Source organism: Flavobacterium sp. TR2 (genome assembly GCF_025252405.1).
Classification (GTDB): Bacteria; Bacteroidota; Bacteroidia; order Flavobacteriales; family Flavobacteriaceae; genus Flavobacterium.
Genome location: NZ_CP104307.1, coordinates 2,764,475 through 2,790,385 on the forward strand (window position 1 = coordinate 2,764,475; position 25,911 = coordinate 2,790,385).

A 25,911-nucleotide genomic window follows, 5' to 3' on the forward strand; every position below is an offset into this window, starting at 1 on the left:
TGTAAAGAGGCAAAGGCACAGAGGTTTTTTAATCTCTGTGCCTTATTTTTTTGCTGCTGCTTTTTGCATTTCTTCAATAAGAGACTTCTTTCCGACAGTTTTTGTGATGATGTCTTTTTCTAAATTCCATCCGCGCGCAGGAGAATATTCTCGGCCGTACCAAATAATCTGCAAATGCAAGTCATTCCATAATTCTCTAGGAAATAATCGTTTCGCATCTTTTTCAGTCTGCGCAACATTTTTCCCGTTCGATAAATTCCATCGGTGCATCAGACGATGGATATGTGTGTCAACAGGAAAAGCTGGAACGCCAAAAGCCTGCGACATTACCACGCTAGCTGTTTTATGGCCAACAGCTGGTAATGCTTCAAGAGCTTCAAAACTCTCCGGAACCTCACCATTATGTTTTTCAATTAAAATTTCAGATAAACCATGAATTCCTTTTGATTTCATTGGCGATAAACCGCATGGACGAATAATTTCTTTGATTTCCTCTATCGACATTTTAACCATATCATACGGATTATCAGCTTTTGCAAACAATAAAGGCGTAATCTGATTCACGCGAACATCGGTGCATTGTGCAGACAATAAAACTGCAATCAGAAGCGTGTATGGATCTTTATGATCAAGCGGAACAGGTATGGTAGGGTAGAGTTCTTTTAAGGTGTCGATAACAAATTGTACGCGAGCTTCTTTATTCATTTCCGTGTTTTTAATGCTGTAAAAATAGTATAATTTTAATGATGTGCCTAATCCAGCTTTCCGTTTCAACTCCTCATTATGCTAGCAGCATTTTTAAGTATTTAAAAGAGCTTCCTTCGGTCGCTTTTTAAATACAAAAAATGCAAGCTATCATAATTCCGGGGTTTTCACTGCAATCTGGGGCATAAAAAAGTTATGAATTATAAGTTATGAGTTAAGAGTTGTGAGTTATCTTTGTGTATAAATCTAAAATCGACAATCTAAAATATAAAAGATATGACAACATTAAAAGCAGGAGATAAAGCGCCAAATTTTTCGGGAACAGATCAAGAAGGTAAAACACATAAACTGGCAGATTATGTGGGGAAAAAATTGGTTGTTTTCTTTTATCCAAAAGCTAGTACGCCAGGATGCACAGCCGAAGCTTGCGATCTAAGAGATAATTTTCACCGTTTTCAAGCCAATAATTACGAACTTTTGGGAGTAAGTGCTGATAGCGCAAAAGCGCAAATTAAGTTTAAAGAAAAATATGAATTGCCTTTCCCGCTAATTGCAGATGAAAACAAATCGGTTATCAATGCTTTTGGAGTTTGGGGTCCAAAGAAATTCATGGGGAGAGAATACGACGGAATCCACAGAACAACTTTTGTAATCAACGAAAAAGGAATCATCGAAGAAGTAATCGAAAAAGTAAAAACAAAAGAACACGCCTCGCAGATTTTGAAGTAAAATTTTATTCAAAGTTTTCTTTGTTTCGAGTTTCATGTTTCGAGTTTCATGTTTCGAGTTTCGAGTTTCGAGTTTCAAGTTTCAAGTTTCAAGTTGCCACCCAGAGAATAGTAACAATGATGATTAACGCAAAGTTCGCAAAGCTGAATTCATATAAAGCATTGCGAACTTTGCTTTTAGGCATTAACACAGGTAAAAAAAACTTAGCGTGCTTTGCGTTAAAATTTTTATAGATTTCGATAATAACTTGAAACTTGAAACAAAGAAAACTTGAAACAAAAAAAAACATGAAACAAAAAAAGCCCCTTTTTTTTGGGACTTTTCTTATTACGTATTTTGTTCTAATTCTTTCTGCGGATGATAGCCAAAAAGATGATGTTCTTTTATGATTTCTGGAATACCAGGAGGAAGCATTGGTTCCCATCCTGTTTTGCCTTGATTGATCATTTTTAGAATTTCTCGAGAGAAAACATTTAGGATATTTGGATCATAATCTTCAATGTCAACCACTTTTCCGTTGAATTTAAAGAATTTATACAATTCTTTCATTCTAGGATGAACTTTCAAGTTATTAGAATTCATTAATGTGCCGTCTTCATCTAACATTGGGTATAAGAATACTTTCATGTCGCGGTAAAATAATTTTCCGAAAGCCTCTAGGATTCCTCCGCTTAAGTGGCGATAGTATTTCTCGTCAAAAATATCAACAAGGTTGTTTACGCCCATAGCCAATCCCATACGGGCTTTGGTATAATTTGCGAAGTATTCAACAACTTTATAGTATTCTTGGAAATTCGAAATCATTACGGTTTGGCCAAGAGAGCAAAGCAATTCGGCTCTGTCCATAAAGTCGCGTTCATCGATTTCGCCATCAGAGCGCAAATTCGAAAGCGTAATTTCAAAAATAACAAGAGTATTGTTTTTTTCAACTTTATTCTCTTCAAGGAACATTTTTAATGATTTCTCGTACATATCCATATTTACCTTAGTAACAGGACGAAAACTTCCTCTTAAAGCTAAAAGGTTCTTTTTGTATAAGATAGCAGCCGGCAGAATGTTTTTTCCCTCTGGGTTAAACATTACGGCATCTGTCATTCCGTTTTTAACCAATTGCAAACTCATCAAACGATTGTCTACATCGGCAAAACGCGGTCCAGAAAAGTTAATGGTATCGATTTCTAATTGATCTTTGTCTAAGTGATCATATAAATAACGAAGTAATCGTTTTGGATCATTGTATTTGTAAAAAGCACCGTAAATTAAGTTAACTCCTAAAATACCAAGTGTTTCTTGCTGTAACCTTGCGTCGGTTTCTTTAAAACGAATATGAAGGATAATTTCGTTGTAAGCTTCGTCTGGTTCAATTTGGTATCTAATTCCAACCCATCCGTGACCTTTAAATTGTTTGGCAAAATCTATCGTGGCAACGGTATTAGCGTAACTGAAAAAAAGTTTTGTAGGGTGTTTTTCTCGGCTTAAACGCTCTTCGATGATTTGTCCTTCATGGGTAAGCATTTTTTTTAATCGCTCTTCGGTAACATATCTTCCGTCGTTTTCAGCGCCATAGACAGCATCACTAAAATCTTTATCATAGGCAGACATTGCTTTTGCAATAGTTCCAGATGAACCTCCTGATCTGAAAAAGTGTCTAACTGTCTCTTGTCCAGCGCCAATCTCAGCAAATGTTCCGTAAATATTTTCGTTTAAATTAATGCGTAACGCTTTGTCTTTTATAGAAGGAATCTGTTCGATGACCTTGTCACCTTTGAGTTTTATTTCTGTACCCATTTTGTTTTAAATAGATTTGTTACAAAGTTAGTAAATTAGGAGTCTAATGAAAGAGAAATAATCTATTTTTGTAAAAAAATTAAGTTCAATTGAAGGTTTATTTTTTAGGTACAGGTACTTCTCAAGGCATTCCAATTATCGGAATCGATCATCCAGTTTGTAAAAGCACTGATGCTAAGGATAAAAGGCTTCGTGTGTCCATCTGGATAACATGGGGCGAGCATTCGTATGTGATAGACTGCGGGCCCGATTTTAGGCAGCAAATGCTTTCGTGCGGATGCCGAAAACTGGATGCAATTCTTTTTACTCACGAGCACGCAGATCACACTGCTGGTTTAGATGATATTCGTCCGTTTAATTTCCGTCAGGGAGAAATTCCGATTTACGGGCATAAGCGGGTTCTGGATAATTTGAGACGCCGTTTTGATTATGTTTTTGAGACGGTAAACAAGTACCCGGGAGCTCCAAGCGTAAAAACTATAGAGGTGCAAAATAATGCGCCTTTTGCTGTTGGAGACAAAATGGCAATTCCGATAAATGCCATGCATGGCGATCTGCAGGTTTTTGGCTATCGGATTGATGATTTTGCTTACTTGACAGATGTGAAAACAATTGAACAATCAGAAGTGGACAAACTGAAAGGTATAAAAGTTCTCGTTGTTAATGCTTTGCGCGTTGAACCTCACGGAACCCATTTTAATCTTCAAGAAGCACTTGATTTTATTAATCTTGTTAAACCTGAGAAGGCTTATTTAACCCATATCAGCCATGTTTTAGGCTTTCACGAAGAAGTGCAGAAGCAGCTTCCTGAAAATGTTTTTCTGGCTTACGACAATTTAGAAATTACAATTTAATTATATCACACAATGAAAAAATCCTTAATGCTTTATCTTTTTATTCTTGCCATTTTAATGAATGTGTTTACCTACGCATTTTACAGTGGAGAAGTAAAATTTGGTCAGGCGAGATATGATAAAACAACTAAGAAATTAAGAGATAGCATTAGTTTAATGAAAAACAAATTGGCAGAGGCTGATTATTTTTCTTTAGAACATAACGAAAATGCACAAAATTATTTTGATAACAGTGCTTCTGGCGGAAAAGTGATTTTATACGAAAAATTGATTCCAGTTGTAACTGAAAAGTTATTAGATTTCAATGCAAATCCAAAGGGGAATCCGTATACAGGTCAAGATCAGATTGGACCAAACAAATTTATCATCAATAAAGTAAAAATTTTAAACCACAGATGGATCATTGCAGATTACAGCAACGGAGAACTATGGGGAGAAGTCTTGTTAAAATACTTTGTTGATAACGACGATAATATTACCTTTGAAGTAAATCAAACTTGGTTATATCAAAAATAGGATTTCATAATCCTATTTTTTTTTGACCTTTAAATAAATATATAGGATTATGAAAAAGATATTTTTGTTTTTGATTGTTGCAAGCACATTTTCTTGTGCTAAAAAAGTTTCTCAGGACAATGCAGGCGCAACTCCGACAGAAGCTAAAAAAGAAACTATTGTAGGAGCAGATTCAGATTCACATGGCTGTAAAGCTTCGGCAGGTTACACTTGGTCGGTTTTGAAAAAAGAATGTATTCGAGTTTTTGAAAACAGCACTAGACTAAATCATGCTGAAGATGGAAAAACGTATTCTACGGTTTCTTATGTGATTTTTGACGGAAATAAGGCAGAGCTCTTCTTAGATACTCAAAAAGAATCTGTTGTTTTAGAAAGAAAATCTGAAGGAGATTCTTGGAAAAATGGCGATTGGGAATTAATTCCTTGGAAAGGATATGTTTTGAAAAAAGGAGGAGAGATTCTTTACACTGGAGAATAAAATCTAAATTTAATTTCTCAAATTTCGAATTCCAAAGTAGAAATCTGAAAAAACTTTGTCAAAGTTTCGAACTTTGACAAAGTTCTAGACTAAATAATCTCTTTAATAAACTCAGAGTTTACAACCTGAGCAAATTCTTCATTTAAACTTGCCAAAGCAGTCTGATGTATTACTTCGGCAGAGAATTCTTCTCCGTTTATGCCTTTTTTGTTGAAAGTAGCGGTAGCATCAGATACTAAATAAACGTTGTAGCCAAAATTCCCAGCCATTCTTGTTGTGGTAGAAACGCAATGGTCTGTAGTTAAGCCTACAATTACAAGATTGGTAATTTCAGCAGTATCAAGAAGCTCTTTTAAATTCGTTCCAATAAAAGCGCTATTTACATTCTTTTTAATAATGATTTCTCCTTCAAGAGGTTTTACCACATCTTGAAATTCATTTCCAGCACTTGTTTCATTTAAAATTGAATTAGGATTTGAAGAACAATGCTGTATGTGAAAAATAGGCAGTTTTTTATCTCGCCAAATTTCCAAAAGCTCGCCCGCTTTTTCTTCTGCAGTGACATTATTGCGATCTCCGCCCCAATAGCCAACATCATGAAAACCTTTTTGGATATCAATTAAAATTAATGCCGGATTAATAAGTTTTGAAATGTTCATTTATAAAGTATTTAGTGATAAGAGAGTGAAATTTATTTATCTAAACTAATAGTCAAGTCTTTTAGCTCTATTTGAAATTTGACTGTAGCTTTTAGCGCTGTAAAAACTTTGATTACCGTTTCTAGTGTCACATTTCCAGCATTTTTTTCAAGTTTGGATATCTGTGCCTTTTGTACGCCAATTAGCTTTCCTAATTCTTCTTGAGTTAAATTACGTTCTTTGCGGGTCTGTTTAATGGCGTTTCCAATTAAATCCATTTGTAAATCATACTCAAATTGATCTCTTGAAGGAGTTCCAATTTTGCCAACAATCTCATCAGTAACTTGATTTAAAGTATATGTTTTCATATTTTTAAAATTGAATTTAATCTTTATCTTTAAAATATTCTAATCTCAGTTTTTGTGCTTTTGATATTTCTTTCTCAGATACTTTTCCTTGCTTTTTTATAAAGCCATGCGTAGAAATTACTAGAGTATTTTGTTTATTGGTTCTGTCCCAAAACGCTAATAAGCGATAGTGATTTCCTTGATATAAAGTTCGAAATTCCCAAATGTCATTATTCAGCTTTTTAAAAAGCTCGGGGTCATTTTTGGTTTGTGATTTTCGAATGTTATAAAGTATTTTCTCTGAATGTTTCGGTTCTAAATTTTTTAGAAAATCAAAAACCTCTTCAAGAAAGATTACATCAAATTTTTTTTCCATTCTCTTGCTATTACAAAAATACCCAAAAGTTTCCTTTTGAAGAAACTTTTGGGTATTTAATTATTTTAATCCTTTTTAGTAAACTAAGTTTGCTTTATTAAGGCTAAAATATGATATAAAATTTAAAAGAGGTAAATAAAAATAAGTTTTTTCTTTCTTTTTTTTAATGATTTACAAAGCCAGCCAATTCTTAAAATCAAAGAAATTTTGCGGAGCAACTCCATGCCCAACAGGATATTCTTTGTAAGTAAGCGGAATGTTTAGTTTTTCTAGAGCGGCTGGTGTTTTTCTTGCCCATTCAATCGGAATAACTTGGTCAACAGTTCCGTGTGAAGCGAAGAATTTTAAGTTTTTGAAATCATTGTTTTCAAAACCTTCTTTGATGATTTCTTCGTTGAAATATCCGCTCATGGCAACCACTCTCTGAATTTTTTCTGGATAAGAAAGCGCTGTCGCATAACTTAAAATAGATCCTTGACTGAATCCAATTAATGTTACAGCATTAGCATCAATCGGATAATTGGCTACTAATTCATCAATGAAAGTTGCAATTACATCTCTAGAAGTTTTAGCTTGTTCATTATCTGAAAATTTATTTTGATCTGCATCAAAATTGATGGCATACCAAGCGTAAGCCCCGTATTGCAAATCGTAGGGAGCTCGTGCAGAAATGATGTAATAGTTATCTGGAAGTTCAGAAGCAAAAGAAAATAGATCTGCTTCGTTGCTGCCATATCCGTGCAATAAAAGCAATAACGGATTTTTGTCTAAAATTACTTTTGGTTCTCTTATTTTATATTCTAAAGATAGATTCATTTTTAATTTTGAATTGTGAGTTGTGAATTGTAGATTTTTTATCCGATTTTTTTAAACCATTTCTGAAACAATTCTCCAACCAAAGGAATAGGTCTCATTTGTCCTTGGATGGCATTGAAAATTCCAAAAGTCCATAGAATTGAAATGCAGATCCACATTGGAAAAGTGATATAAAAGCTGTCAAAATTACTGATGATTGCGCCTAAAGAAATGAAGGTTAAGGATAGTCCTAAAGATTGGCGGATATGAAAAGAAGCAAAACTGTTTTTGTTCTCAGAGTTCATGCTCATGGCGATTAAAACGCCAATAATTAGAATATAGCTGGTAATGGCAATTGGTTTTCCTTCTTCGACTGAATTATTCATTTTATTATTTTGTAACTAATTGATTTTGATTTAAAATTCCATAAACAGAACCTTTGATTTCAGTCCCTAAGAAAGCAGAATTTTTAGATTTAGAAAGAATGTTTTCTTTCGTAAAAGTTGATTTTCCGTCGGTGGTAAACAGAGTAAAATTAGCTTTTGCGCCTTCTTGAATTGTGTTGTTTTCCAAACCGAAAATAGTTCTTGCTGAAGTTAATTTTGTCACGATCGTTTCAACAGGTAAAACCGTTAGCAATGCGCCAAAAGCACTTTCTAAACCGATAGTTCCATTTTTAGCAGTATCAAATTCCATTTTTTTGAATTCAATATCAATCGGATTATGGTCTGAAGTAATCATATCGATTGTTCCATCAGCGATTCCGTTAAGCAGCGCCTGTCTGTCAACTTCTGTTCTTAATGGCGGAGTTACTTTAAAGCGAGTGTCAAAACCATCTAATTTTTCATCAGTTAAAACCAAATGGTGTACAGACGCGCTAGCCGTTACGTTTAGTCCTTTTGCTTTTGCTTCTCTGATCAATTCAACCGATTTTGCAGTAGAAATTGTCGGAACATGAAGTTTTCCGCCTGTATATTCTAGTAAAAATAAGTTTCTTGAAATTTGAAGTTCTTCTGCTAGGTTCGGAATTCCTTTCAAACCTAATCTGGTAGAAACAACACCTTCATTTACAACACCATTTCCTTTAATGTTTGGATCTTGCGAATAAGCAATTACCAAACCATCAAAATCCTGTACATATTGTAGAGCGATTTTCAGGATATTCGCGTTGTCTATACTTTTGTTGTAATCTCCAAAAGCAATGGCTCCGGCATTTTTCATATCAAAAAGCTCTGCCATATCTTTTCCTTCACTTGCCTTGGTTAAAGCCCCGATTGGGAAAATTTCTGTAGCAAAACCGTTCGCTTTATTTTTTACAAAAGTAACTTGAGACTGATTGTCAATTATTGGAAGTGAATTTGGCTGTAATGCGATTGCCGTAAAACCGCTTTTGGCAGCAACATTCAATCCGTTTGCGATAGTTTCTCTGTCTTCGTAGCCAGGTTCGCCCAGTGAGACACTGCTGTCAAACCAGCCTTGGGAAACATGAAGATTGTCAAATCGTACTACTTCGGCATCATCGTTTGGAAGCGAAACGCCTATTTTTTCTATTAAACCATCTGCAATTAAAAGATCAACGGTCTGATTGTGAAACGGACTTTTTGAGTCGATAATTTTGGCGCTTTTGATGATTAGTTTCATATGTAGATATTTTTTTGTCGTAAATGATTTTTGCAAAGTAAAATGCTTTTAAAACAAACGCGAATTCTATTTTACAAATTTTATGATTGCCATTTCTAATGCTAAAAATAACAGTGCAAAGATAACAAACCATTTCCAAATTTGGCTGTCAGTTCGCTCAGTTTGTAAGGTGTTAAAAATGGTCGAAATGGTGTCGGCGGTTTTGAAATCAGAAACAACATTGGTGTTTACCTGACTCAAATCGCTTTCGGCTCTTTTATAATTAAAACTGATATTTTCAACCCATTCTTTTTTGTCAAAAACGCTATAGTTTCCAGCGGTTTCAGGGAAATCATTAAAGGTTAGTTTGACTTTATTGTTTAAAATCTGCTGAACTGGTATAAAGGAATCTTCTGTTCCTTTTACTTCTAAAATGGCATCTTTAGTCAAAAGGACATCAACAAAATAAGGCTGATTGTTTCCTATCGTCAAAGCATTTACGCCAGTTTTCTGATTGTTTTGAGCAATTTTATAAAACAAAGGAACAATTAAAGGCGATTGCTGAAAATTGGAATTTGAGCTATTGATTGGCGCTGTAAAAACAGTTATTCCAGAAACCTGATTTTGAACAGCGGTTACAAATGCAGTCTGATCTTCAAACGAAAGAACAGCGGGATATGGACTCGAAACGGCAAACGAACTGTTTACTTTTGGATATTGGAAATTGGTTATCTTGTTTTCGAAAACGCCCGAAAATAAAGGATGGTCAAAATTAATTTTCGTGATTAATTTGCTGTTGGTTTCTAAATTTCCGAACTGAATTTTTCCAAAATTGCCCAACAACGAATTTAGGCTGGAAAGTGATGTTTTCTCAGACGGAATCACAACTAGATTTCCTCCTTTAGAAACAAAAGCTTTTAAAGTCGTTTGCAATGCCTGCGGAATATCAATTAATTCATTTAAAATAATAGTGTTTTGCTTTTCTATGCTATTATAGTCTAAAGCGCTGATAGAATAATTGTTATAGTTGAATTCGCCCGAAGTGTAAATTCTGGATAAGAAATTGCTTTTTTCAGGTTCGCCAATGCTGATGACATTTGTCTTTTTATTTTTTGAAATGCTAAAAAACAATTTGTTATCGTAAGTCAACCCATTATCTTCAATTGCCACATATCCATGAAAAGCTTCTTTCGGAATGGTAAAATTGATTTTCTTTTTCTTTGCATCAAAATTGACGATTGTTTTGGCGACCAGTTTGTTTTGATTGTAAAGCGCTGTCGAAACAGGTTTGAAATCTTCGCCATAGGCCGATAAATTAATGCCAATTTCGTAAAAATTTTCTAGCGTTTGATTAATGTAAACACTGTCTATCGAGATGTTGTTTTTCTGTTCGGCTTCTGGAACGATAAAGTATGGTTTTTCTTCAAAATCTATCGCTGCAATAGCTGTTTCTTTTAAACCGACAGCATCTGTAATAATGATAATATCTTTTTTATGAGCCGATTTATGAGCTTTTATTTTGGCTGCGATTGCTGTAAGATCAAATGAAGTTGCGCTGTATTTTAAGTTCTGTAAAGCGCTTTTAGATGATTTTATATCGGTATTCCAGAAGTTTTCGGTATTCGTTAAAAGTGAAAACTGTGTGTTTTCAGGTGTATTTTCAAGTAGTTCTTGAACGGCTCTTTTTAATAATTCGCCCTTTTTGCCTTTTGCCTGCATACTGAAAGAATTGTCCAGAACAATATACATCTCATTTGAAGCGTTCTTACTGTCGGCAGCTTCAAAAAAAGGCTGCGCAAAAGCAATAATGGCACAAGTTAACAATAGTAAACGAGTAGCTAGTAAAAGACGTTTTTTGATTTTAGAGCTTTTACGAGTCTGAATAGCAAGCTCTTTTAAGAATCGGACATTGGTAAAATACGAAGTTTTAAATCGTCTTAATTGAAATAAGTGAACCAAAATTGGAACGATCAATAAAAACAGAAAGTATAGAATTTCGGGATGTTTAAAATGCATTCTGGCTTCGATTTACTTCGGTACGTTTTGTTTTTCGCGAAGATGCTGGTCAAAAATACGAATTAAAAATTATTAACCATATAAGTTCATGTAAGAGATTATCAGTAAAAAATAAAAATAGTTTGTATGACTTACATGAACTTGTAGAGTTTTAAAAAATATCAAAAAATGTAACTTTTGTAATTTCTTTGTAACAAAGAAGCGCTCTCAAACAGATATTATTGCTTATTTTAGCTAATTCAAAAAAAAACAAATTATGAAAAAAATATATCTAGTATTATTTTCAGCTTTATCCTTAACCGCAGTTAAAGCTCAAAACAAATTCAATTTACTGGTTGGAACTTATACAAATACCTGTCAAAGTAACGGCATCTATGTCTATGATTTTGACGCTTCTACAGGCGATTATAAATTAAAGAGTTCCTCAGAAAATGTTGTTAGTCCAAGCTATTTATCGGTTTCAGCAGATAATAAATTTATTTATGCGGTTAACGAAAACGGGACGCAAAGTACGGTAAGTTCTTTTTCATATGATTCGCAAACGGGTAAGATCAGTCTCTTGAATAAAAATGATGCTCAAGGAGCAGATCCTTGCCACTTAATAAATGATGATAAAAATATAATTGCGGCCAATTATTCGGGGGGAAATATTGCGGTATTTAAAAAGAATCCAGACGGAAGCATTACAGAAGTGCAACAGCTGATTCAGCATGAAGGAAAAGGACCAAATGCCGCACGTCAGGAAAAAGCGCACGTACATATGGTTATGTTTTCTCCAGACAAAAAGTTTGTATTGTCAAACGATTTAGGTTTGGATAAAGTGTTTATTTATAAATATAATCCAGCTTCAAAAAACGAAATATTGACCTTAAAAGGAAGTGTTGATGTAAAACCTGGAAGCGGGCCAAGACATTTGACATTTAGCAAAGACGGCAAATTTGTATATTTAGTTCAGGAACTAGACGGAACTTTAACAACATTAAGCTGGGATAAAGCGGGAAGCTTAAAAATAGTTGCAGAAACAAGTATTCTGCCAAAAGACTTTAAAGGAGGAACAGGGGCAGCGGCAATCAAACTTTCGCCTGACGGAAACTTTTTGTATGTTTCAGACCGTGTTGATGCTAATGCTATTTCTGTCTACAAAATCTCTAAAACAGGAAGTTTGGAGCTGGTAGAGCAGCAAAGCACATTAGGAAAAGGTCCGCGTGATTTTGCAATTGACCCAACAGGAAATTACCTTTTAGTAGGCCATCAATATACTAATGATATAGTTATTTTTAAAAGAGATATTGCAACAGGAAAATTAACAGATACCGGAAGAAGGATACAATTGTGTTCTCCAGTAGGGTTGGTTTTTACGAAAATTTAATTTTTAAGGGACAAAGGTTCAAAGCTACAAAGGCTCAAAGATGAGAAGGTAAGTTTGTAAAAACTTTGAACCTTTGCAACTTTGAGCCTTTGTAGCTTAAAAAAACTTGCTACTTTTTCTTCTTCTTCTCATTTCTCGTCTTCAGCATATTTCGGTTAACCGAGCCATGTGTTTTCTTTTTGGTTTTTGAAGGGCCTCCAAGATTGACTTTTTGATTCTTTTTAGATTTTTCATGAAAAGCCCCTTCACCTTCCAGTTTCGGTTTTTTCAATAAAAATTTTCTTGGAAGTTTATCTTTTTCAGCTTCGATAAGCTTCTCTGAAATTTCAACATCTTCTGGGAAATCAGCAATTTCAAGTTCCTGATCCATTAAAAGTTCTGTTGCAATTTTGAATTCTTCTTCTCTTGGAGTAACAAAGCTGATTGCTGTTCCTGTTGCATCTGCACGACCCGTACGGCCAATTCTGTGCATATACAGTTCAGGTTCTTCTGGAAGTTCAAAGTTTATTACGTGAGTAATGTTAGAAATATCCAAACCTCTCGCCATAACATCGGTTGTGATTAAACCGCGAAGATTTCCTTCTTGAAACTCAGCCATTGTACTCAAACGGTAATTTTGAGATTTGTTGGAGTGAATAACACCAAATTGTCCGTCAAAAAGCTCATCAATGCGATTGAAAAGCATATCTGAAATCTTTTTGTTGTTTACGAAAACCAAAATACGGCTCATGCTTTCGTCAGTTTCAAGCAAATGCTTCAGCAGATTTACTTTGGTGTTAAAGTTTGAAACATTATAGGTAATCTGAGTAATTTTTTCAAGAGGAGTTCCTGACGGAGCTAATGTCACTTCTTCAGGGAAATCAAAATAATCGTTTAAGAGGTCATCAACTTCATCGGTCATCGTTGCCGAGAACAGAATGTTTTGACGCTTTGTTTTCATCATTGCAAAAAGTGAAGTAAGCTGTGGTCTGAAACCTAAATTCAGCATTTCGTCAAACTCGTCGATAACCAGTTTTTGAGTTTCGTCAAAACGAACAACTGCGTCAAGCGCTAAATCCATTGTACGTCCAGGTGTTCCCACTAAAATATCGACACCTTCGTAAACGGCTTTTTTCTGTGTATTGATGTTTACACCACCATAAATGCCTAAAGTTTTAACCGACATATATTTAGTCAGTTTTTCTACTTCTTCAACCACCTGAACCACTAGTTCGCGTGTTGGAACTAGGATAACGATTTTTGGCGTATTGGTATGAGTAAACTTATAAAGCTTTAAAAGAGGCAGTAAATAAGCAAATGTTTTACCAGTTCCAGTTTGTGCAATCCCCATCATATCACGTCCAGACATGATTACAGAAAAAGATTTTTCCTGAATAGGAGTAGGCGTAACAAATCCTAATTCGTCAACTGCTTTTTGTAATGATTTTGGAAGATTAAATTTTTCGAAAGTGCTCATTTGCTTTAAATTTTGTGCAAATGTACGTTAAATTCATGGTTTTTTGTTGAATTTGTAATTTTTGATGTCTTTTGTCACCCTGAGCGAAGTCGAAGGGACGTGCCAATTGAAACCTCGCTCAGCCTGACAATGCTTATTTTTAAATCTCAAAAAAAATTAAAACCCTTCAAAAACGCCCAATCCAAACAAAGCAAAATCGTATTTTACAGGATCTTGAGCATCCATTTCTCTTAATTTAGTGTCCAATTTCAATAAAGCTTTAGCGTCGTTTTGCTTTCGCGAAAGGATGCCGAGTTTGCGTGCAACATTTCCAGAATGTACATCAAGCGGACAAGATAAGACGGATGGCGAAATGCTTTTCCAAATTCCCAAATCGACTCCTTTTACGTCTTGGCGCACCATCCATCTCAGGTACATATTGATTCTCTTGGCTGCCGAATTGTTTAACGGATCTGAAATGTGTTTTTGAGTTCGCGCTAAATGATCTGTTTCGAAAAATATCTTTTTAAATTCGCTGATGCTTTTCTGCAGACTGTCTTTTTCCTGATTTTTAGCAAAAACAGTTTCTAATCCGTTGTGGTTTTTGTAGATATGTTTTAAGCCTTTTATGAAACCTGCAAAATCATGTCCATTGAAAGTTCTGTGGACAAAAGTTTCTAGTCTTGCCAAGTCTTCATCAGAATGAGACATGACGAAATCGTAGGGTGTATTGCCCATTAATTCCATCATTTTGTGCGAATTTTTAATGATCATTTTGCGGTTTCCCCAAGCAATCGAAGCGCTTAGAAAACCTGCGATTTCGATATCTTCTTTTTGAGAAAAGAGATGCGGAATTTGAACGGGATCACTTTCTATAAAATCCTGATTGTTATATTGAATGACTTTTTCGTCTAGAAATTCTTTGAGTTCTGTTTGGTTCATTTTGAATGAAATCTTCTTATGTATATGAGTGCCCTAGCCCTGATGGGAGAGAAAATCTTTTTATGCCGGTTCCGACCGCTATCGGGAGGCAAAAGATTGGAAGGACAGCAGGGAATAGCTCCTGATTATTTTAATTGCTAATCTGTCCGTCGACCATAACTAATTTTCGATCAGCCATATTGGCCAATTCTTCGTTGTGGGTTACAATAACAAAAGTCTGTCCAAACTCGTCTCGAAGCTGGAAAAACAATTGATGCAGGTTTTCGGCAGAATGCGTGTCCAGATTTCCTGAAGGCTCATCGGCAAAAATTACATCAGGTTTATTGATCAAAGCTCTTGCAACTGCTACACGCTGCTGTTCTCCACCCGATAGTTCGCTTGGTTTATGGTTTATTCGGTGTGAAAGTCCTAAATATCTTAGCAGTTTTTTGGCTTCTTCTTCGGTCTCAGCTGTTTTTTTGCCAGCAATGTGAGCCGGAATACAAACGTTTTCTAAGGCTGTAAACTCAGGCAAAAGCTGATGAAACTGAAAAATGAAACCTAAATTTAAATTTCTAAAATCGGATAATACTTTGTCTTGTCTGCTTTTCTTTTTGAAATAACGATTGTAGTAAAACAGCAAGAGCAGGGTTGGCGTAAGGATTACTGCCCAAGTGCCGTAACCGAAAATGTCGTTTTCTATTTTACTTCTAAAAAACAATACAAACACTGCCAATAGAATGAAATAAAGAACTCCAAGCCAAGTAATAATTTTGAAAGCCTTTTCTTGATTGGAGCTTTCGTTTTTGATGTTTTGCAGTTCTAAAACATTTTTACCGTTAATCGTTAGCGATGAATCTGGATTATGATCAGGCTTGTCAAGAGTTCCTAGAATCTGCAATAGTGTTGTTTTTCCAGCGCCTGAAGCGCCAACTATAGAAACAATTTCACCTTTTTTTATATGTAGATCGACCCCTTTGAGAACTTCAAGTTTGTCGTAGAATTTATGTATGTTTTTTGCGTGTATCATGTACAGAAACTGTTTTTTACAAAGAAACGAAGATTATGGTCAAATTCCAATTTCTAAAATTTTAAATTCCAAAAGGAGCGAAGCGTTTTTTGGAAATCTAAAATCGGTACACAAATTGATATGGGAATCTTGGAAATTAAATTTAGGAAAGAAATAATATAATTTCGCGAATTCTTTTTAATTTCGATTTAACTTAAAAATGAATGATTTATGCAGGATTTAGAAGTTGCAGAAGATAACAGGATGTCAAAATTAATTATCGGATTAGTTTTGGATGGCATTGGTATGATTTCTTTCTCGATTCCGTTTTTGGGTGAATTCTCAGATGTAATTTGGGCGCCTATTGCGGGTATAATTATGGCGAGAATGTACAAAGGAAGAGTAGGGAAGGTTGCAGGGGTTTTGACTTTTCTGGAAGAGATTATTCCTTTTACAGATGTGATTCCGTCTTTTACCTTGACTTGGATTTATACTTACTTTTTCTCAAGGAAGAACAATGATGATGCTTAATCTTTAAACAGAAATCCAAGGCCCATATTTTTTAGCATTTTCTTTTCGAAGTTCCAAAAGAATTTAAACTGCCCAAAAATAGTTCCGATCGCGACTAATAAAACCTGATAAATTGGGAAGATGATAATAAGCCGGATAAGCGTAAACCATCCGCCAAAATCTTCTTTAGTAATTCCCAGCCAAACGCAGAAAGGTTTAGACAGCCAAGCAGATGCCGATCCTGTGATGGCAAAAACAATAAGTATAATGATGGCTTGTAAATTGGAGGTAATGCCCCAGCGTTTTTTTAATCTGTTCATTGCTATTTGTAATGATTACAAATATAGTATATTATCTTGAGGGAACATAACCCCAAAGCTTTTGTTTGTAAGTATTTTGAAAATAAATCATGTAATTGTAAATTAAGTAATTTACTTCGTAGCCATAATGAATGTCAGGACGGTAGTCAATTGACATTTCATATAAATTTGGGTTATAACGCTGCGGCTGCAAAACACGATTATTCCACTCTGTCACGTACAAATAGTTCTTGTTTTCAAGATATTGCAATGAATGGTAATTTCTAGGATAGGCTCTAGTAGTAAGCCAGTTTGTGAATCCGTTGTCTATTATAATTACTTCGTATTCTAACGAGTCGTTTGCAATTCTAACAGTGTCACCTCCTTTTTTAATTGATGCTGTATCAGCATTGGCAATAGGCTGCGAAGCTGTAGAACAAGCTATAATGGTAAGTAAAACAATTAATATGGAAATGCATTTTTTCATAATTTAAAATTACAAATTAATCGCCAAAAGGAGAAGGGTTTTAACAAGGCGCTAAGATTTTATGAACTTCTGAGCTTCTGAGGTGCTAAGGCGCTAAGCTTCTAAGCTTTCTTATGAGGTGTTGAATGTAGCAAATAAAAAAAGCTGTTTGCTTTGCAAACAGCCTTAAAAATTTAATATCGTAGAAGCTTAGCACCTTACTTACTTCCAAACAATTTTCCAATGAAACCTGCTATTCCTCCTTTACTTTTGGTAACAACCAGAACATCTGCAACATCGACTTTTCCGTCATTGTTTTGGTCAAGGCCAAACTGCATTCCGTATTTAGAAATGGTGTCCATTATTCCAGAAGCTTGTCCGCTGTTTCCAGAAATGGAGTTTATAATGTCTGAAATTTGAAAACTGCTGTCATTAGGATCTTTTGCCTTATTGACTAAAGAACCTAAAATCTGCGGAATCAAGTTGGACGCAACTCCATTTGAATCGGCACTGCTTAAACCAAATTTTTCTCCAAGATTTCCGCTTAATTGCTGTTGAATTTGCTGAACAACAGGATTCGAACTATCAATAGCTGTACTGCCATTAAATAAACCAGCAATCTGATCGGTTCCGCCTTCAGAAACAATCTTTTTTAATCCTTCAAAGATAGAACTGCTTGTTTCGCTTATTACCGCTTCATTGTGCTCATTTGGAACAGCAGAATTGTTTACAACTGCATCGCCACCGTATTGCTGCACTAATTGTGTTAATTGTTCAAACATGATTTTAAGAGTTTTAGATTATACACCAAAATTAAATAAAAAGAAAGGGATTTACTACAAAACAGCAGTAAATCCCTTTAAAGATAATCTATTTTTTGATTGGTTAGCTCAACAAGGTGATAATTTGTGATGCTAATTCTGTACCAATTCTATCTTGTGCTTCTCCTGTTGCAGCCCCAATATGAGGAGTTAAAGAGATTTTAGAATGCATTAAGATTGCCATTTCTGGTTTTGGCTCGCTTTCGAAAACGTCTAAACCTGCAAAGGCAACTTTTCCTGAATCTAAAGCTTTTACTAAAGCCACTTCATCAATAACACCGCCACGAGCGCAGTTTACGATTCCAACGCCGTCTTTCATGATTTCAAGTTCTTTCTCGCCAATGATGTAGCCATCTTGGGCAGGAACGTGCAATGTAATGAAATCTGCTTCTTTAAATAACGATTCTAAAGATTGAGAAACGATTGTAGTTGTGATTGATTGTCCGTCGAAAAATTCAACTTTTACATCAACTTGAGGGATAAAGCTGTCAGCAGCGATAACTTTCATTCCTAAACCAAGAGCCATTTTTGCAGTAGCTTGTCCGATACGGCCAATACCAACAATACCTAAAGTTTTTCCTCTTAATTCAGTTCCGTTAGCATAAGCTTTTTTCAAACCGTCAAAGTTTGAATCTCCTTCAAGAGGCATATTTCTGTTAGAATCATGTAAAAAACGCACGCCAGAAAATAAGTGTCCGAATACTAATTCTGCAACAGACTCAGAAGATGACGCAGGAGTGTTTATTACATGGATTCCTTTGCTTTTTGCATAATCCACATCGATGTTATCCATACCAACACCACCACGTCCGATGATTTTGATGCCTGGACAAGCATCGATAATATCTTTACGAACTTTAGTCGCGCTACGAACTAAAATTACGTCAATATTGTTATCATTAATATAGTTAGCCACTTGTTCTTGAGCTACTTTTGTAGTGATAACTTCAAAACCGCCTTTTTCTAAGGCTAGAATTCCGCTTTTAGAAATTCCATCATTTGCTAATACTTTCATTGCAGGGTTTATTGTTTATTTGGTTAATCGTATTATACGTTTAATTGTTTAATCGGTCAACCAACTATTTGATTTTTCTTTTTTGTTTGTAAACTGTGACCGAAAATTAAACTTTAGACTCTAACGCTTTCATTACGTCAACTAAAACCTGAACGCTTTCAATTGGCATAGCGTTATAGATAGAAGCTCTGTATCCGCCAACTGAGCGGTGTCCTGGCAAACCAGAGATGTTAGCTTCTTTCCATAAAGCATCAAAAGTTGCTGTGTGGTCAGGATTTGTCAATAAGAAAGTTACGTTCATGTTAGAACGGTCTTCTACGTTTGCGGCACCTTTAAATAATGGGTTTCTGTCAATTTCAGCATAAAGTAATGCAGCTTTAGCGTTGTTTAATTTTTCAACAGCAGCTATTCCGCCTTTTTCTTTAATCCATTGCAATGTTAAAAGAGAAACGTAAACAGCAAATACAGGAGGAGTGTTATACATACTTTCTCCTTTGATGTGTTTAGCGTAATCTAGCATACTTGGAATAGTTCTTCCGTTTTTGCCTAGAATTTCTTCTTTGATCACTACTAATGTAGTTCCGGCAGGTCCCATATTTTTTTGAGCTCCAGCGTAGATGATGTCAAATTTAGAAAAATCTAACTCGCGTGAGAAAATATCAGAACTCATATCGCAAACAACAGGGACATTTGTTGATGGGAATTCTTTCATTTGAGTTCCAAAGATGGTATTGTTACTTGTGCAGTGGAAATAATCAGCATCAGCCGGAATTTCGTAACCTTTTGGAACATACGTATAATTGTCATCTTTTGATGAAGCTACGACAACAGTTTCACCGAAAAGTTTTGCTTCTTTGATTGCCGCAGTTGCCCACGTTCCTGAATCTAAATAAGCTGCTTTTCCGTTTTCTTTCATTAAGTTATATGGAGCCATTAAGAATGCAGTGCTGGCACCACCTTGTAAAAATAAAGCCTGATAACCTTTTCCTTGAAGACCTAATAATTCTAAAGCAAGGGAACGAGCTTCCTCCATAACTGCAACGAAATCTTTACTTCGGTGCGAGATTTCAAGGATAGATAACCCTGAATCATTAAAATTTAAAATTGCTTTTGATGCCTTCTCAAAAACTTCCTGAGGTAAAATACTTGGTCCTGCGCTGTAGTTGTGTTTTTTCATGGTTGTTGTTAATAGTCGAAAATTTTAAAGACGCAAATTTCGGTAATAAGAGCCGAAAAAGCGTTAAAATATTCGAAATAATTAAACATTTTATCACTTTGTTGTTAACAAAAACGTTATAGTATCGACATTGTCTGCGTAATCCCACAATTGAGGTTTTTGCGTTTCGCCAAATGCAATACTATTTGCAGTTAAATTGCTGCTAACGATGCACTGAATTTGTTCTGAATCGTTTTGAAGGCGTTTTTCAAGTTCTTCCAGACTTTCGTAGTATTCATAAAAAACACTCGAAATGGGAGAGGCATAACTTGAATCTTCCTTTAAAGTCAGGAACCCGTTATCTAATAATTTGAAATTGCTCATTAAAAAAACGGCTTTATTGTAATCGTAATTATTAGCGTATTTTTCGTAATGAATAACATCTTGATATTTGAACATGGCTTGGAAAAAAGCATCAAAAGAATAATCCTTCGGGACATAAAGTTTGGAAACATTTCGGCATCCTAAACCAAAATATCTAAAAATGTCTTCGCCAAGAGCTTCCAATTCTTCATTCGTTTCTTTTCCAGTCAAAATAGCTGCTGAATTTCTGTTTTTTCGAATAATTGACGGTTTGTCTTTAAAATAATATTCAAAATAACGCGCAGTATTGTTGCTTCCAGTAGCAATTACCGCATCGAAATTTTCTAATTTTCCTTCAACGAAAGTGATTTTATCTTTTAAATTTTCATCAACAGCAATTAAATATTTTGCCAAGAATGGCAATAAATGCTGATCGTTTGATGAAGTTTTAATTAAAGCTTTGTTTCCAGTAATTAAAACCGATAAAAAATCATGAAAACCTACCAAAGGTATATTTCCAGCTAAAATTAGAGCAACAGTTTTTGGATCATTGCCATTCGGATCAATTTTGTAAGCAGAAAGCCATTTGTCGATATTTTCTTTTGTTAGAGCTTCTGCCCATGATTGTATCGAAAAATAAACCTGCTCAGGGGTATACCATCCGTTGTGAGATTGCGATAACTGAATCAGATTTTCGAAATCATCAAAAAAGATGTCATTATATAAAACGTCAGATTTTTGCGCAGAAGCGCCTTCAGAAAACTGACTTAGAAATTTTCCTAATTCAACAAAAACACTTTTTTTTGTTTCTAATGTCATAATGTTTGCTTATGAATTGTTTTGATTGTAATTTTGCACAAAAATAAGCATAATTAAGTCGAAAGTCAAAAGCCATAAAGTCAAAAGCTATGCTTGTCTTTATTTTGACTTTAGAACTTAAGACTTTTAACTCTAAGACTAATAAACGATGGCAATAATTATAACTGACGAATGCATCAATTGCGGGGCTTGCGAACCAGAGTGCCCAAATACAGCAATATATGAAGGAGCAGATGATTGGAGATATAAAGACGGAACAAGTCTTTCTGGAAAAATTGTATTACCTGACGGAACTGAAGTTGACGCTGAGGATGCGCAAACTCCAATTTCTGACGAAATTTACTATATAGTACCAGGAAAATGTACAGAATGTAAAGGTTTTCATGATGAGCCGCAGTGTGCTGCCGTTTGTCCTGTTGATTGTTGCGTACCTGATGATAATCATGTTGAAGATGAAGAAACTTTATTGCAAAGACAAGCATTTTTGCATGCTGAGTAATTTTTCTGTCAGCTAAAAAAATACGATCCCGAGCCTTATTGCTCGGGATTTTTTTTGCCCTGATTTCAGGTATTTGCAAAAGTTAGTTTGCTGATAGTTAGTGTTTTGTTTCTTTAACTATTGCTTTATTGTTAGAAAAATAATACTTTAGTTAAAAAAATAACAATGCCTATGAAGAGATTACTACTTTTATTTGTCTTTTTACTGAGCTGTGTAAGCGTTTTTGCGCAAAAGGAAGAATATTCTATTATTGTTAAGGATATAGAAACACTGGAGCCAATACAAAATGCTACGGTTATAATAATGAAAACCCAACAGATTTTATTGAGCAATGAAGAGGGAAAAGTAACTTTTATGCTGACTGGCGGATCTAATATTCAGGTTTCTGAAACTAATTATGAAAATTTGACCGTACGCTGGACTTCTTTAAATGGAGCGCAAAAGTTTGTTATTTATTTAAAAAGTAAAAACAATAAATTGGACGAAGTAGTTTTGTCTAAGGAATCTCCAGAAAAAATACTGCAGAAATTAGTCAACAATTCTATAAAGAAAATCAGTACCTCGCATAGACAGAAAGTATATGTAAGAGAGTTTTTCATGCTGGACAATCAGTATACTTATTATAATGATGGATTGGTAAATTTTCAGTTTGATAAAAATAATAATGCAACGACTTTATTGGTTGAGCAAAATAGGTCTTATGGTTTGCTAGAAGCAGATGTAAGTTCTGATCTAAAAGGGTATAATTTGAATAATATAATGGAGAATTATTTAAATTTTAAATATCTTGATCCGTTGTTAGATTCGAAGTCAAAAAAAGCATACGATTTTACGATAAAAGGACATTCGACCAATAAGGATTACTATGTGATGTCAGTTATTCCGCTGGATAAAGCCAAAGAAGCTATTGATAATTTTGAAATCATTTACGATCCGTTAAAGAAACTGATTGTAGAGTTTACCATTTCTGTTACACCGGCAAGTCTCGATAAAATTGAAGAAAAAACAAAAGAAGGTGAAAAAAACATGACCAAATCTTTCGTAAATGTTGCCTATCGTTTAAATGGAGATGATTATTATCTGTTAAATTCTAATGAGGAAATTGGCTATACGCTTGTCCAAAAAGAAAAATCAAAAAATATTCAAGTAAGAAATTGTTTTGTAACGACAGGCTTCAATAAACAAAACTTTACTTATGACGAAGGTGATGTTTTTAAGGAAAAATCGCTTTTCAATAAGAAAAACAAAATCTTGACCAATTACTGGGATATTTCAGGATTTACAGCAACTGATGAAGAAAAAGCAATCATCGCATCTTTAGAGTTTAAATTGTAATTATAAATAGAAATGAAAAATCCTGAACATGGCGTTCAGGATTTTTTTGTTTTATGTCGGACTAAGCAATGTCGAAGCCTTTTATGATTTGTGACGTACTTTGTAGAGCTTCTCGCGTGTCCTTCGACTTCGCTCAGGCAGACAAAAAAAAACAACTCATTCAATTGTCAGGCTAAGCTGAGTAGAAGCTCCTCGTTAATTATCATTAAAAATTAAATCCAAGTCTTGCATAGTAGTAAGCTCCGCTGAAACCCATTTGAACGGCATCCCAATAACCTCCAGCTTCTGTGTTTCCTTGTTCGTCTTGTTTGGTTGGGTATACATTAAATAAGTTGTTGCTTCCTAGAGTTAATTTTAAGCTTTTTGTAAACTGATATCCAAAAGTTAAATCAGTAATTAATCTTGGATTGTAAACATCGTCCTCGTCAGCATAATCAACCAAAACTACTTTGCTGAAACGAGTAAAAGCTAGTCCAGCATCAAATTTGTTTTTAGCATATGTTAGGTTTAAGCCAAATTTATTGTCCGGAGCAGAAGCCAATAAGAATGCTTTTTCGCGTTTTCCAAAGAAAGTAGCTTCATCAAGAGTGCCATTTTTCACTTTGTCGATTTTCATATCATTAATATTACCGACTAAAGTTGCTCCAAACTGTCCAAAATCAAAATTTTTCTTCCAAGAAAAAACTAAATCCAAACCGTGTGTGCTTGTGTCAACTCCATTCACAAAAAATTGAGCTTCAGAAACTCCTAGATTTAAAGAACTTGCGTCAAAATATCCTGTCAAAACGATACGATCTTTCACTTTAATGTAATAGCCATCAATTGTAGCTGTAAAATTTCCAAATGAAGCTGTCAAGCCAAGAGAAGCATTTACCGCTTTTTCTTCATTTAATTTATTAATTCCAAAAGCTCTTGTAACCTCGCTATCATTTGGAGCCAGTAAAACTTCTGTTGCACCGCTTGCATTAAAGTTGGTAAAACGCAAATTATAATAAATCTGAGCTAAAGATGGTGCACGAAAACCCGTACTGATTGATCCTCTTGCATTAATATGATCTGTAATTTTAAGTCTTGAAGCTAATTTTCCGTTAATAGTGCTTCCAAAATCACTGTAATTTTCAAAACGAACTGCACCGCTTACCATTAAAGCTTCTGTAATATCCAATTCTCCATCAGCATAAAGAGAAAAGTTCGTACGGCTTTTATTTACTTCGTTGGCAGGACTGTATCCAGGAAAACCTTGCGAGCCTCCAGGTCTTGGAATTGTTGGTGAAGAATTTGGATCTGTAGGATCATAATCAGGGTTAGGAACTGTCGGCGGACTTTGTGTTGTTGGGTCTGTAATAGGTTTTCCGTTAGTGTCGTAAGTTGCGTATGAACCTTCCTCGCCAGCAAAAATTTCAAATTTTTCTACTCTGAATTCTGTTCCAAAGGCTATATTGAAGCCTTTAAGAACACTGTCGTAGTTTTTTGAAATGTCTAAATTTGTAGTGTTTTGAAGTAAACTGTGGCCTCCTGCATCAAATTCGTGTGGAGATTTTTCTTCAAGAGAGGCGTTTATGGTTCCTTTAATATCGTATTGAAATTTATTCTTACCGAAAGTATTGCTAAAATCCCATTTCCAGCCTCCAGAAGATTCTGTTCTAATTCCGGCAGCAATCGAATTGTCATTGATTTTAGAAGTAATTCTCGGAGTATAACCGCCTGGATAAACTGATTCTACAACTCTTTCTCCGTCATTTCTGGTAAAAGCGTAGGCATCTGTGTCTCTGAAATTACTTCCGCCAAAAGCATAAAATTCTGTTTTATCGGCAAGAGGAATTGCTAAATTGGCGAATAAGTTAACACCTGTCATTTCAGCATCACCAAAACCTTTTCTGAAATCGTAAGCAGGTCTTAGTGTTTTATTTTTGTTTAAAAATTCTCCCGTAACGTTTACGTAGCCACCTTTAGAACCAATTCCGGTTCCGTAGTTTGCAGCAACTCGTACAGAGCCTCCATCAAAATCCTGATCTTTTCCGTACGAATTTCCATTTCCGTTTTGATCAAGTCTAAAGCCTTTTGTGTTAGGAGTTCCAGGCAAGAAATCGCCCTTTGCATGCGTATTGAAAACACCATAAGTAATAGACCCCGTTAGTTCGTCAACAACGTCATTTGTTACAATATTAATAACTCCTGCAATCGCATCAGACCCATATTGAGCAGAAGCGCCATCACGCAGAATTTCAATTCTTTTAATAGATGCTGCTGGAATCGCATTCAAATCTGTTCCTGTGTTCCCACGCCCGCGAGTCCCAAATAAATTGATTAGAGAAGATTGATGTCTTCTTTTTCCATTAATCAAAACTAAAGTCTGATCTGGCCCCATACCTCTCAAAGAAGCTGGATCGACGTGGTCGGCACCATCAGATCCTGATTGTTTATTTGCGTTAAATGAAGGAGCTACATATTGCAGCAGCTGATTAATTTCGATTTTTCCACTTTGTGTAGTAACGTCTTTTACGTTAATTACATCAATAGGAACTGCCGAATTTACAACCGTTCGTTTCGCATTTCTGGAACCTACGACAACGACATCATTTAAAATCTGGCCATCATTTTCGCTTAAAACAATGGCCATTTTATCTCCAGAAGCTGCTTTTTCGACTGTTGTAAATCCTACATAGCTAAAAACTAAAGTTGCTCCTTCTTTTACTTTTATTCTAAAGTTGCCTTCAAAATCGGTAGAAACACCATTTGATGTCCCTTTTTCGACAATATTTACACCCGGGAGCGGTGCGCCAGTCTTGTCTTTTACAATACCCGAGACCTCCTTTTGTGCAAAGATAAATGCTGAATTCAGCAGAAATAATAATAATGCAATCTTTTTCATGTTAAAATGGTTTTTTTGGTTTTGTTTTTTTGTTTATCGGTTTTATAAAAGTAGTCTTTTTTAACAAAATATTAGTAGGATGTTTAAAAAAATCATTGTGTATGTCAAAAATTATATTATTAGACATTTTTACTTCGTGCAAGAGCTATTAAATCTTATA

General features: G+C 34.9%; 26 protein-coding genes and 2 pseudogenes. 8 read left to right on the plus strand and 20 right to left on the minus strand.

The annotated features are described in order from the left end of the window. Positions 1-42 precede the first annotated feature (42 nt). A complete protein-coding gene (nth, locus tag N4T20_RS12140; RefSeq protein WP_260669415.1) occupies positions 43-705 on the minus strand; it encodes an endonuclease III domain-containing protein in 663 nt (220 codons plus the stop codon). Between the two features lie 276 nt (positions 706-981). On the opposite strand from nth, the gene bcp reads away from it, so the two are divergent. Beyond that, a complete protein-coding gene (gene bcp / locus N4T20_RS12145) occupies positions 982-1,434 on the plus strand; it encodes a thioredoxin-dependent thiol peroxidase (protein ID WP_260669416.1) in 453 nt (150 codons plus the stop codon). 327 nt (positions 1,435-1,761) lie between these two features. On the opposite strand, the gene N4T20_RS12150 is transcribed toward bcp, so the two are convergent. Next, positions 1,762-3,222 (minus strand): TonB-dependent receptor, encoded by a 1,461-nt coding sequence (locus N4T20_RS12150; RefSeq protein ID WP_260669417.1) that lies wholly within the window; start codon positions 3,220-3,222, stop codon positions 1,762-1,764. 89 nt (positions 3,223-3,311) lie between these two features. On the opposite strand from N4T20_RS12150, the gene N4T20_RS12155 reads away from it, so the two are divergent. The 3 genes from N4T20_RS12155 to N4T20_RS12165 are packed head-to-tail and all read left to right on the plus strand — an operon-like array spanning position 3,312 to position 5,070. Continuing rightward, positions 3,312-4,076: an MBL fold metallo-hydrolase gene (locus N4T20_RS12155; RefSeq protein WP_260669418.1), complete on the plus strand. Its 765-nt coding sequence runs from the start codon at positions 3,312-3,314 to the stop codon at positions 4,074-4,076. A 12-nt stretch (positions 4,077-4,088) separates the two neighbouring features. Then, entirely contained in the window at positions 4,089-4,592 is a 504-nt protein-coding gene (locus N4T20_RS12160; protein WP_260669419.1) for a hypothetical protein, read from the plus strand. A gap of 49 nt (positions 4,593-4,641) precedes the next feature. Continuing rightward, positions 4,642-5,070, plus strand: a complete 429-nt coding sequence (locus N4T20_RS12165; protein ID WP_260669420.1) for a hypothetical protein — start codon at positions 4,642-4,644, stop codon at positions 5,068-5,070. A gap of 89 nt (positions 5,071-5,159) precedes the next feature. On the opposite strand, the gene N4T20_RS12170 is transcribed toward N4T20_RS12165, so the two are convergent. From N4T20_RS12170 to N4T20_RS12200, 7 genes are all read right to left on the minus strand, one after another. Then, positions 5,160-5,729, minus strand: a complete 570-nt coding sequence (locus N4T20_RS12170; RefSeq protein WP_260669421.1) for a cysteine hydrolase family protein — start codon at positions 5,727-5,729, stop codon at positions 5,160-5,162. A gap of 32 nt (positions 5,730-5,761) precedes the next feature. After that, positions 5,762-6,076, minus strand: a complete 315-nt coding sequence (locus N4T20_RS12175; protein WP_260669422.1) for a helix-turn-helix transcriptional regulator — start codon at positions 6,074-6,076, stop codon at positions 5,762-5,764. A gap of 16 nt (positions 6,077-6,092) precedes the next feature. After that, positions 6,093-6,431: a type II toxin-antitoxin system RelE/ParE family toxin gene (locus N4T20_RS12180; protein ID WP_260669423.1), complete on the minus strand. Its 339-nt coding sequence runs from the start codon at positions 6,429-6,431 to the stop codon at positions 6,093-6,095. 171 nt (positions 6,432-6,602) lie between these two features. Continuing rightward, positions 6,603-7,247, minus strand: a complete 645-nt coding sequence (locus tag N4T20_RS12185; RefSeq protein ID WP_260669424.1) for an alpha/beta hydrolase — start codon at positions 7,245-7,247, stop codon at positions 6,603-6,605. Between the two features lie 38 nt (positions 7,248-7,285). Next, positions 7,286-7,612: a hypothetical protein gene (locus tag N4T20_RS12190; protein WP_260669425.1), complete on the minus strand. Its 327-nt coding sequence runs from the start codon at positions 7,610-7,612 to the stop codon at positions 7,286-7,288. 4 nt (positions 7,613-7,616) lie between these two features. Next, the gene (locus N4T20_RS12195) at positions 7,617-8,867 is read right to left on the minus strand and encodes a dihydroorotase family protein (protein ID WP_260669426.1); all 1,251 of its coding nucleotides are present in this window, start codon (positions 8,865-8,867) and stop codon (positions 7,617-7,619) included. A gap of 66 nt (positions 8,868-8,933) precedes the next feature. Then, a complete protein-coding gene (locus tag N4T20_RS12200) occupies positions 8,934-10,862 on the minus strand; it encodes a BatA and WFA domain-containing protein (RefSeq protein WP_260669427.1) in 1,929 nt (642 codons plus the stop codon). Between the two features lie 256 nt (positions 10,863-11,118). On the opposite strand from N4T20_RS12200, the gene N4T20_RS12205 reads away from it, so the two are divergent. Continuing rightward, entirely contained in the window at positions 11,119-12,231 is a 1,113-nt protein-coding gene (locus tag N4T20_RS12205) for a lactonase family protein (RefSeq protein WP_260669428.1), read from the plus strand. 109 nt (positions 12,232-12,340) lie between these two features. Here N4T20_RS12205 and N4T20_RS12210 read toward each other — a convergent pair whose 3' ends face one another. The 4 genes and pseudogenes from N4T20_RS12210 to N4T20_RS21795 form a co-directional block, all read right to left on the minus strand. Continuing rightward, positions 12,341-13,687 (minus strand): DEAD/DEAH box helicase, encoded by a 1,347-nt coding sequence (locus N4T20_RS12210; protein ID WP_260669429.1) that lies wholly within the window; start codon positions 13,685-13,687, stop codon positions 12,341-12,343. Positions 13,688-13,843: 156 nt separating this feature from the next. After that, positions 13,844-14,608, minus strand: coding sequence for a TIGR02757 family protein (locus N4T20_RS12215; RefSeq protein WP_260669430.1), 765 nt, complete (start codon positions 14,606-14,608; stop codon positions 13,844-13,846). 130 nt (positions 14,609-14,738) lie between these two features. Next, positions 14,739-15,188, minus strand: a pseudogene (locus N4T20_RS21790) (ABC transporter ATP-binding protein); the annotation flags it as partial. Between the two features lie 216 nt (positions 15,189-15,404). Continuing rightward, a pseudogene (locus tag N4T20_RS21795) lies at positions 15,405-15,617 on the minus strand (ATP-binding cassette domain-containing protein); the annotation flags it as partial. A gap of 210 nt (positions 15,618-15,827) precedes the next feature. Between N4T20_RS21795 and N4T20_RS12225 the strand changes: the two are divergent. Continuing rightward, on the plus strand, positions 15,828-16,127 hold the full coding sequence (locus N4T20_RS12225) for a hypothetical protein (protein ID WP_260669432.1): 300 nt from the start codon (positions 15,828-15,830) through the stop codon (positions 16,125-16,127). On the opposite strand, the gene N4T20_RS12230 is transcribed toward N4T20_RS12225, so the two are convergent. From N4T20_RS12230 to N4T20_RS12255, 6 genes are all read right to left on the minus strand, one after another. Continuing rightward, on the minus strand, positions 16,124-16,426 hold the full coding sequence (locus tag N4T20_RS12230; RefSeq protein ID WP_111424094.1) for a DUF6787 family protein: 303 nt from the start codon (positions 16,424-16,426) through the stop codon (positions 16,124-16,126). The two genes, N4T20_RS12225 and N4T20_RS12230, sit on opposite strands and share 4 nt — an antisense overlap. A gap of 31 nt (positions 16,427-16,457) precedes the next feature. Beyond that, a complete protein-coding gene (locus N4T20_RS12235; protein ID WP_260669433.1) occupies positions 16,458-16,892 on the minus strand; it encodes a DUF6146 family protein in 435 nt (144 codons plus the stop codon). A 197-nt stretch (positions 16,893-17,089) separates the two neighbouring features. Then, positions 17,090-17,653 carry a DUF937 domain-containing protein gene (locus tag N4T20_RS12240; protein WP_260669434.1) on the minus strand — a complete coding sequence of 188 codons (564 nt, stop codon included), beginning with the start codon at positions 17,651-17,653 and terminating at the stop codon, positions 17,090-17,092. Positions 17,654-17,756: 103 nt separating this feature from the next. Further along, complete coding sequence (locus tag N4T20_RS12245) at positions 17,757-18,707, minus strand: D-2-hydroxyacid dehydrogenase (RefSeq protein WP_260669435.1); 951 nt, start codon at positions 18,705-18,707, stop codon at positions 17,757-17,759. Between the two features lie 106 nt (positions 18,708-18,813). Then, on the minus strand, positions 18,814-19,884 hold the full coding sequence (gene serC / locus N4T20_RS12250) for a 3-phosphoserine/phosphohydroxythreonine transaminase (protein ID WP_260669436.1): 1,071 nt from the start codon (positions 19,882-19,884) through the stop codon (positions 18,814-18,816). 93 nt (positions 19,885-19,977) lie between these two features. Continuing rightward, complete coding sequence (locus tag N4T20_RS12255) at positions 19,978-21,045, minus strand: acyl-CoA reductase (protein ID WP_260669437.1); 1,068 nt, start codon at positions 21,043-21,045, stop codon at positions 19,978-19,980. Positions 21,046-21,193: 148 nt separating this feature from the next. On the opposite strand from N4T20_RS12255, the gene N4T20_RS12260 reads away from it, so the two are divergent. Both N4T20_RS12260 and N4T20_RS12265 read left to right on the plus strand, forming a co-directional pair. Next, the gene (locus N4T20_RS12260; protein ID WP_260669438.1) at positions 21,194-21,544 is read left to right on the plus strand and encodes a 4Fe-4S dicluster domain-containing protein; all 351 of its coding nucleotides are present in this window, start codon (positions 21,194-21,196) and stop codon (positions 21,542-21,544) included. A 171-nt stretch (positions 21,545-21,715) separates the two neighbouring features. Then, on the plus strand, positions 21,716-22,879 hold the full coding sequence (locus N4T20_RS12265; protein WP_260669439.1) for a hypothetical protein: 1,164 nt from the start codon (positions 21,716-21,718) through the stop codon (positions 22,877-22,879). Positions 22,880-23,084: 205 nt separating this feature from the next. Here the strand turns inward: N4T20_RS12265 and N4T20_RS12270 are convergent, their stop codons facing one another. Then, positions 23,085-25,751: a TonB-dependent receptor gene (locus tag N4T20_RS12270; RefSeq protein ID WP_260669440.1), complete on the minus strand. Its 2,667-nt coding sequence runs from the start codon at positions 25,749-25,751 to the stop codon at positions 23,085-23,087. Positions 25,752-25,911: the final 160 nt, after the last annotated feature.

Coding starts and splice junctions, on each gene's coding strand:
- nth (WP_260669415.1), bottom strand. CDS start 705: ATGAATAAAGAAGCTCGCGTACAATTTGTTATCGACACCTTAAAAGAA.
- bcp (WP_260669416.1), top strand. CDS start 982: ATGACAACATTAAAAGCAGGAGATAAAGCGCCAAATTTTTCGGGAACA.
- N4T20_RS12150 (WP_260669417.1), bottom strand. CDS start 3,222: ATGGGTACAGAAATAAAACTCAAAGGTGACAAGGTCATCGAACAGATT.
- N4T20_RS12160 (WP_260669419.1), top strand. CDS start 4,089: ATGAAAAAATCCTTAATGCTTTATCTTTTTATTCTTGCCATTTTAATG.
- N4T20_RS12165 (WP_260669420.1), top strand. CDS start 4,642: ATGAAAAAGATATTTTTGTTTTTGATTGTTGCAAGCACATTTTCTTGT.
- N4T20_RS12170 (WP_260669421.1), bottom strand. CDS start 5,729: ATGAACATTTCAAAACTTATTAATCCGGCATTAATTTTAATTGATATC.
- N4T20_RS12175 (WP_260669422.1), bottom strand. CDS start 6,076: ATGAAAACATATACTTTAAATCAAGTTACTGATGAGATTGTTGGCAAA.
- N4T20_RS12180 (WP_260669423.1), bottom strand. CDS start 6,431: ATGGAAAAAAAATTTGATGTAATCTTTCTTGAAGAGGTTTTTGATTTT.
- N4T20_RS12185 (WP_260669424.1), bottom strand. CDS start 7,247: ATGAATCTATCTTTAGAATATAAAATAAGAGAACCAAAAGTAATTTTA.
- N4T20_RS12190 (WP_260669425.1), bottom strand. CDS start 7,612: ATGAATAATTCAGTCGAAGAAGGAAAACCAATTGCCATTACCAGCTAT.
- N4T20_RS12195 (WP_260669426.1), bottom strand. CDS start 8,867: ATGAAACTAATCATCAAAAGCGCCAAAATTATCGACTCAAAAAGTCCG.
- N4T20_RS12200 (WP_260669427.1), bottom strand. CDS start 10,862: ATGCATTTTAAACATCCCGAAATTCTATACTTTCTGTTTTTATTGATC.
- N4T20_RS12205 (WP_260669428.1), top strand. CDS start 11,119: ATGAAAAAAATATATCTAGTATTATTTTCAGCTTTATCCTTAACCGCA.
- N4T20_RS12210 (WP_260669429.1), bottom strand. CDS start 13,687: ATGAGCACTTTCGAAAAATTTAATCTTCCAAAATCATTACAAAAAGCA.
- N4T20_RS12215 (WP_260669430.1), bottom strand. CDS start 14,608: ATGAACCAAACAGAACTCAAAGAATTTCTAGACGAAAAAGTCATTCAA.
- N4T20_RS12225 (WP_260669432.1), top strand. CDS start 15,828: ATGCAGGATTTAGAAGTTGCAGAAGATAACAGGATGTCAAAATTAATT.
- N4T20_RS12230 (WP_111424094.1), bottom strand. CDS start 16,426: ATGAACAGATTAAAAAAACGCTGGGGCATTACCTCCAATTTACAAGCC.
- N4T20_RS12235 (WP_260669433.1), bottom strand. CDS start 16,892: ATGAAAAAATGCATTTCCATATTAATTGTTTTACTTACCATTATAGCT.
- N4T20_RS12240 (WP_260669434.1), bottom strand. CDS start 17,653: ATGTTTGAACAATTAACACAATTAGTGCAGCAATACGGTGGCGATGCA.
- N4T20_RS12245 (WP_260669435.1), bottom strand. CDS start 18,707: ATGAAAGTATTAGCAAATGATGGAATTTCTAAAAGCGGAATTCTAGCC.
- serC (WP_260669436.1), bottom strand. CDS start 19,884: ATGAAAAAACACAACTACAGCGCAGGACCAAGTATTTTACCTCAGGAA.
- N4T20_RS12255 (WP_260669437.1), bottom strand. CDS start 21,045: ATGACATTAGAAACAAAAAAAAGTGTTTTTGTTGAATTAGGAAAATTT.
- N4T20_RS12260 (WP_260669438.1), top strand. CDS start 21,194: ATGGCAATAATTATAACTGACGAATGCATCAATTGCGGGGCTTGCGAA.
- N4T20_RS12265 (WP_260669439.1), top strand. CDS start 21,716: ATGAAGAGATTACTACTTTTATTTGTCTTTTTACTGAGCTGTGTAAGC.
- N4T20_RS12270 (WP_260669440.1), bottom strand. CDS start 25,751: ATGAAAAAGATTGCATTATTATTATTTCTGCTGAATTCAGCATTTATC.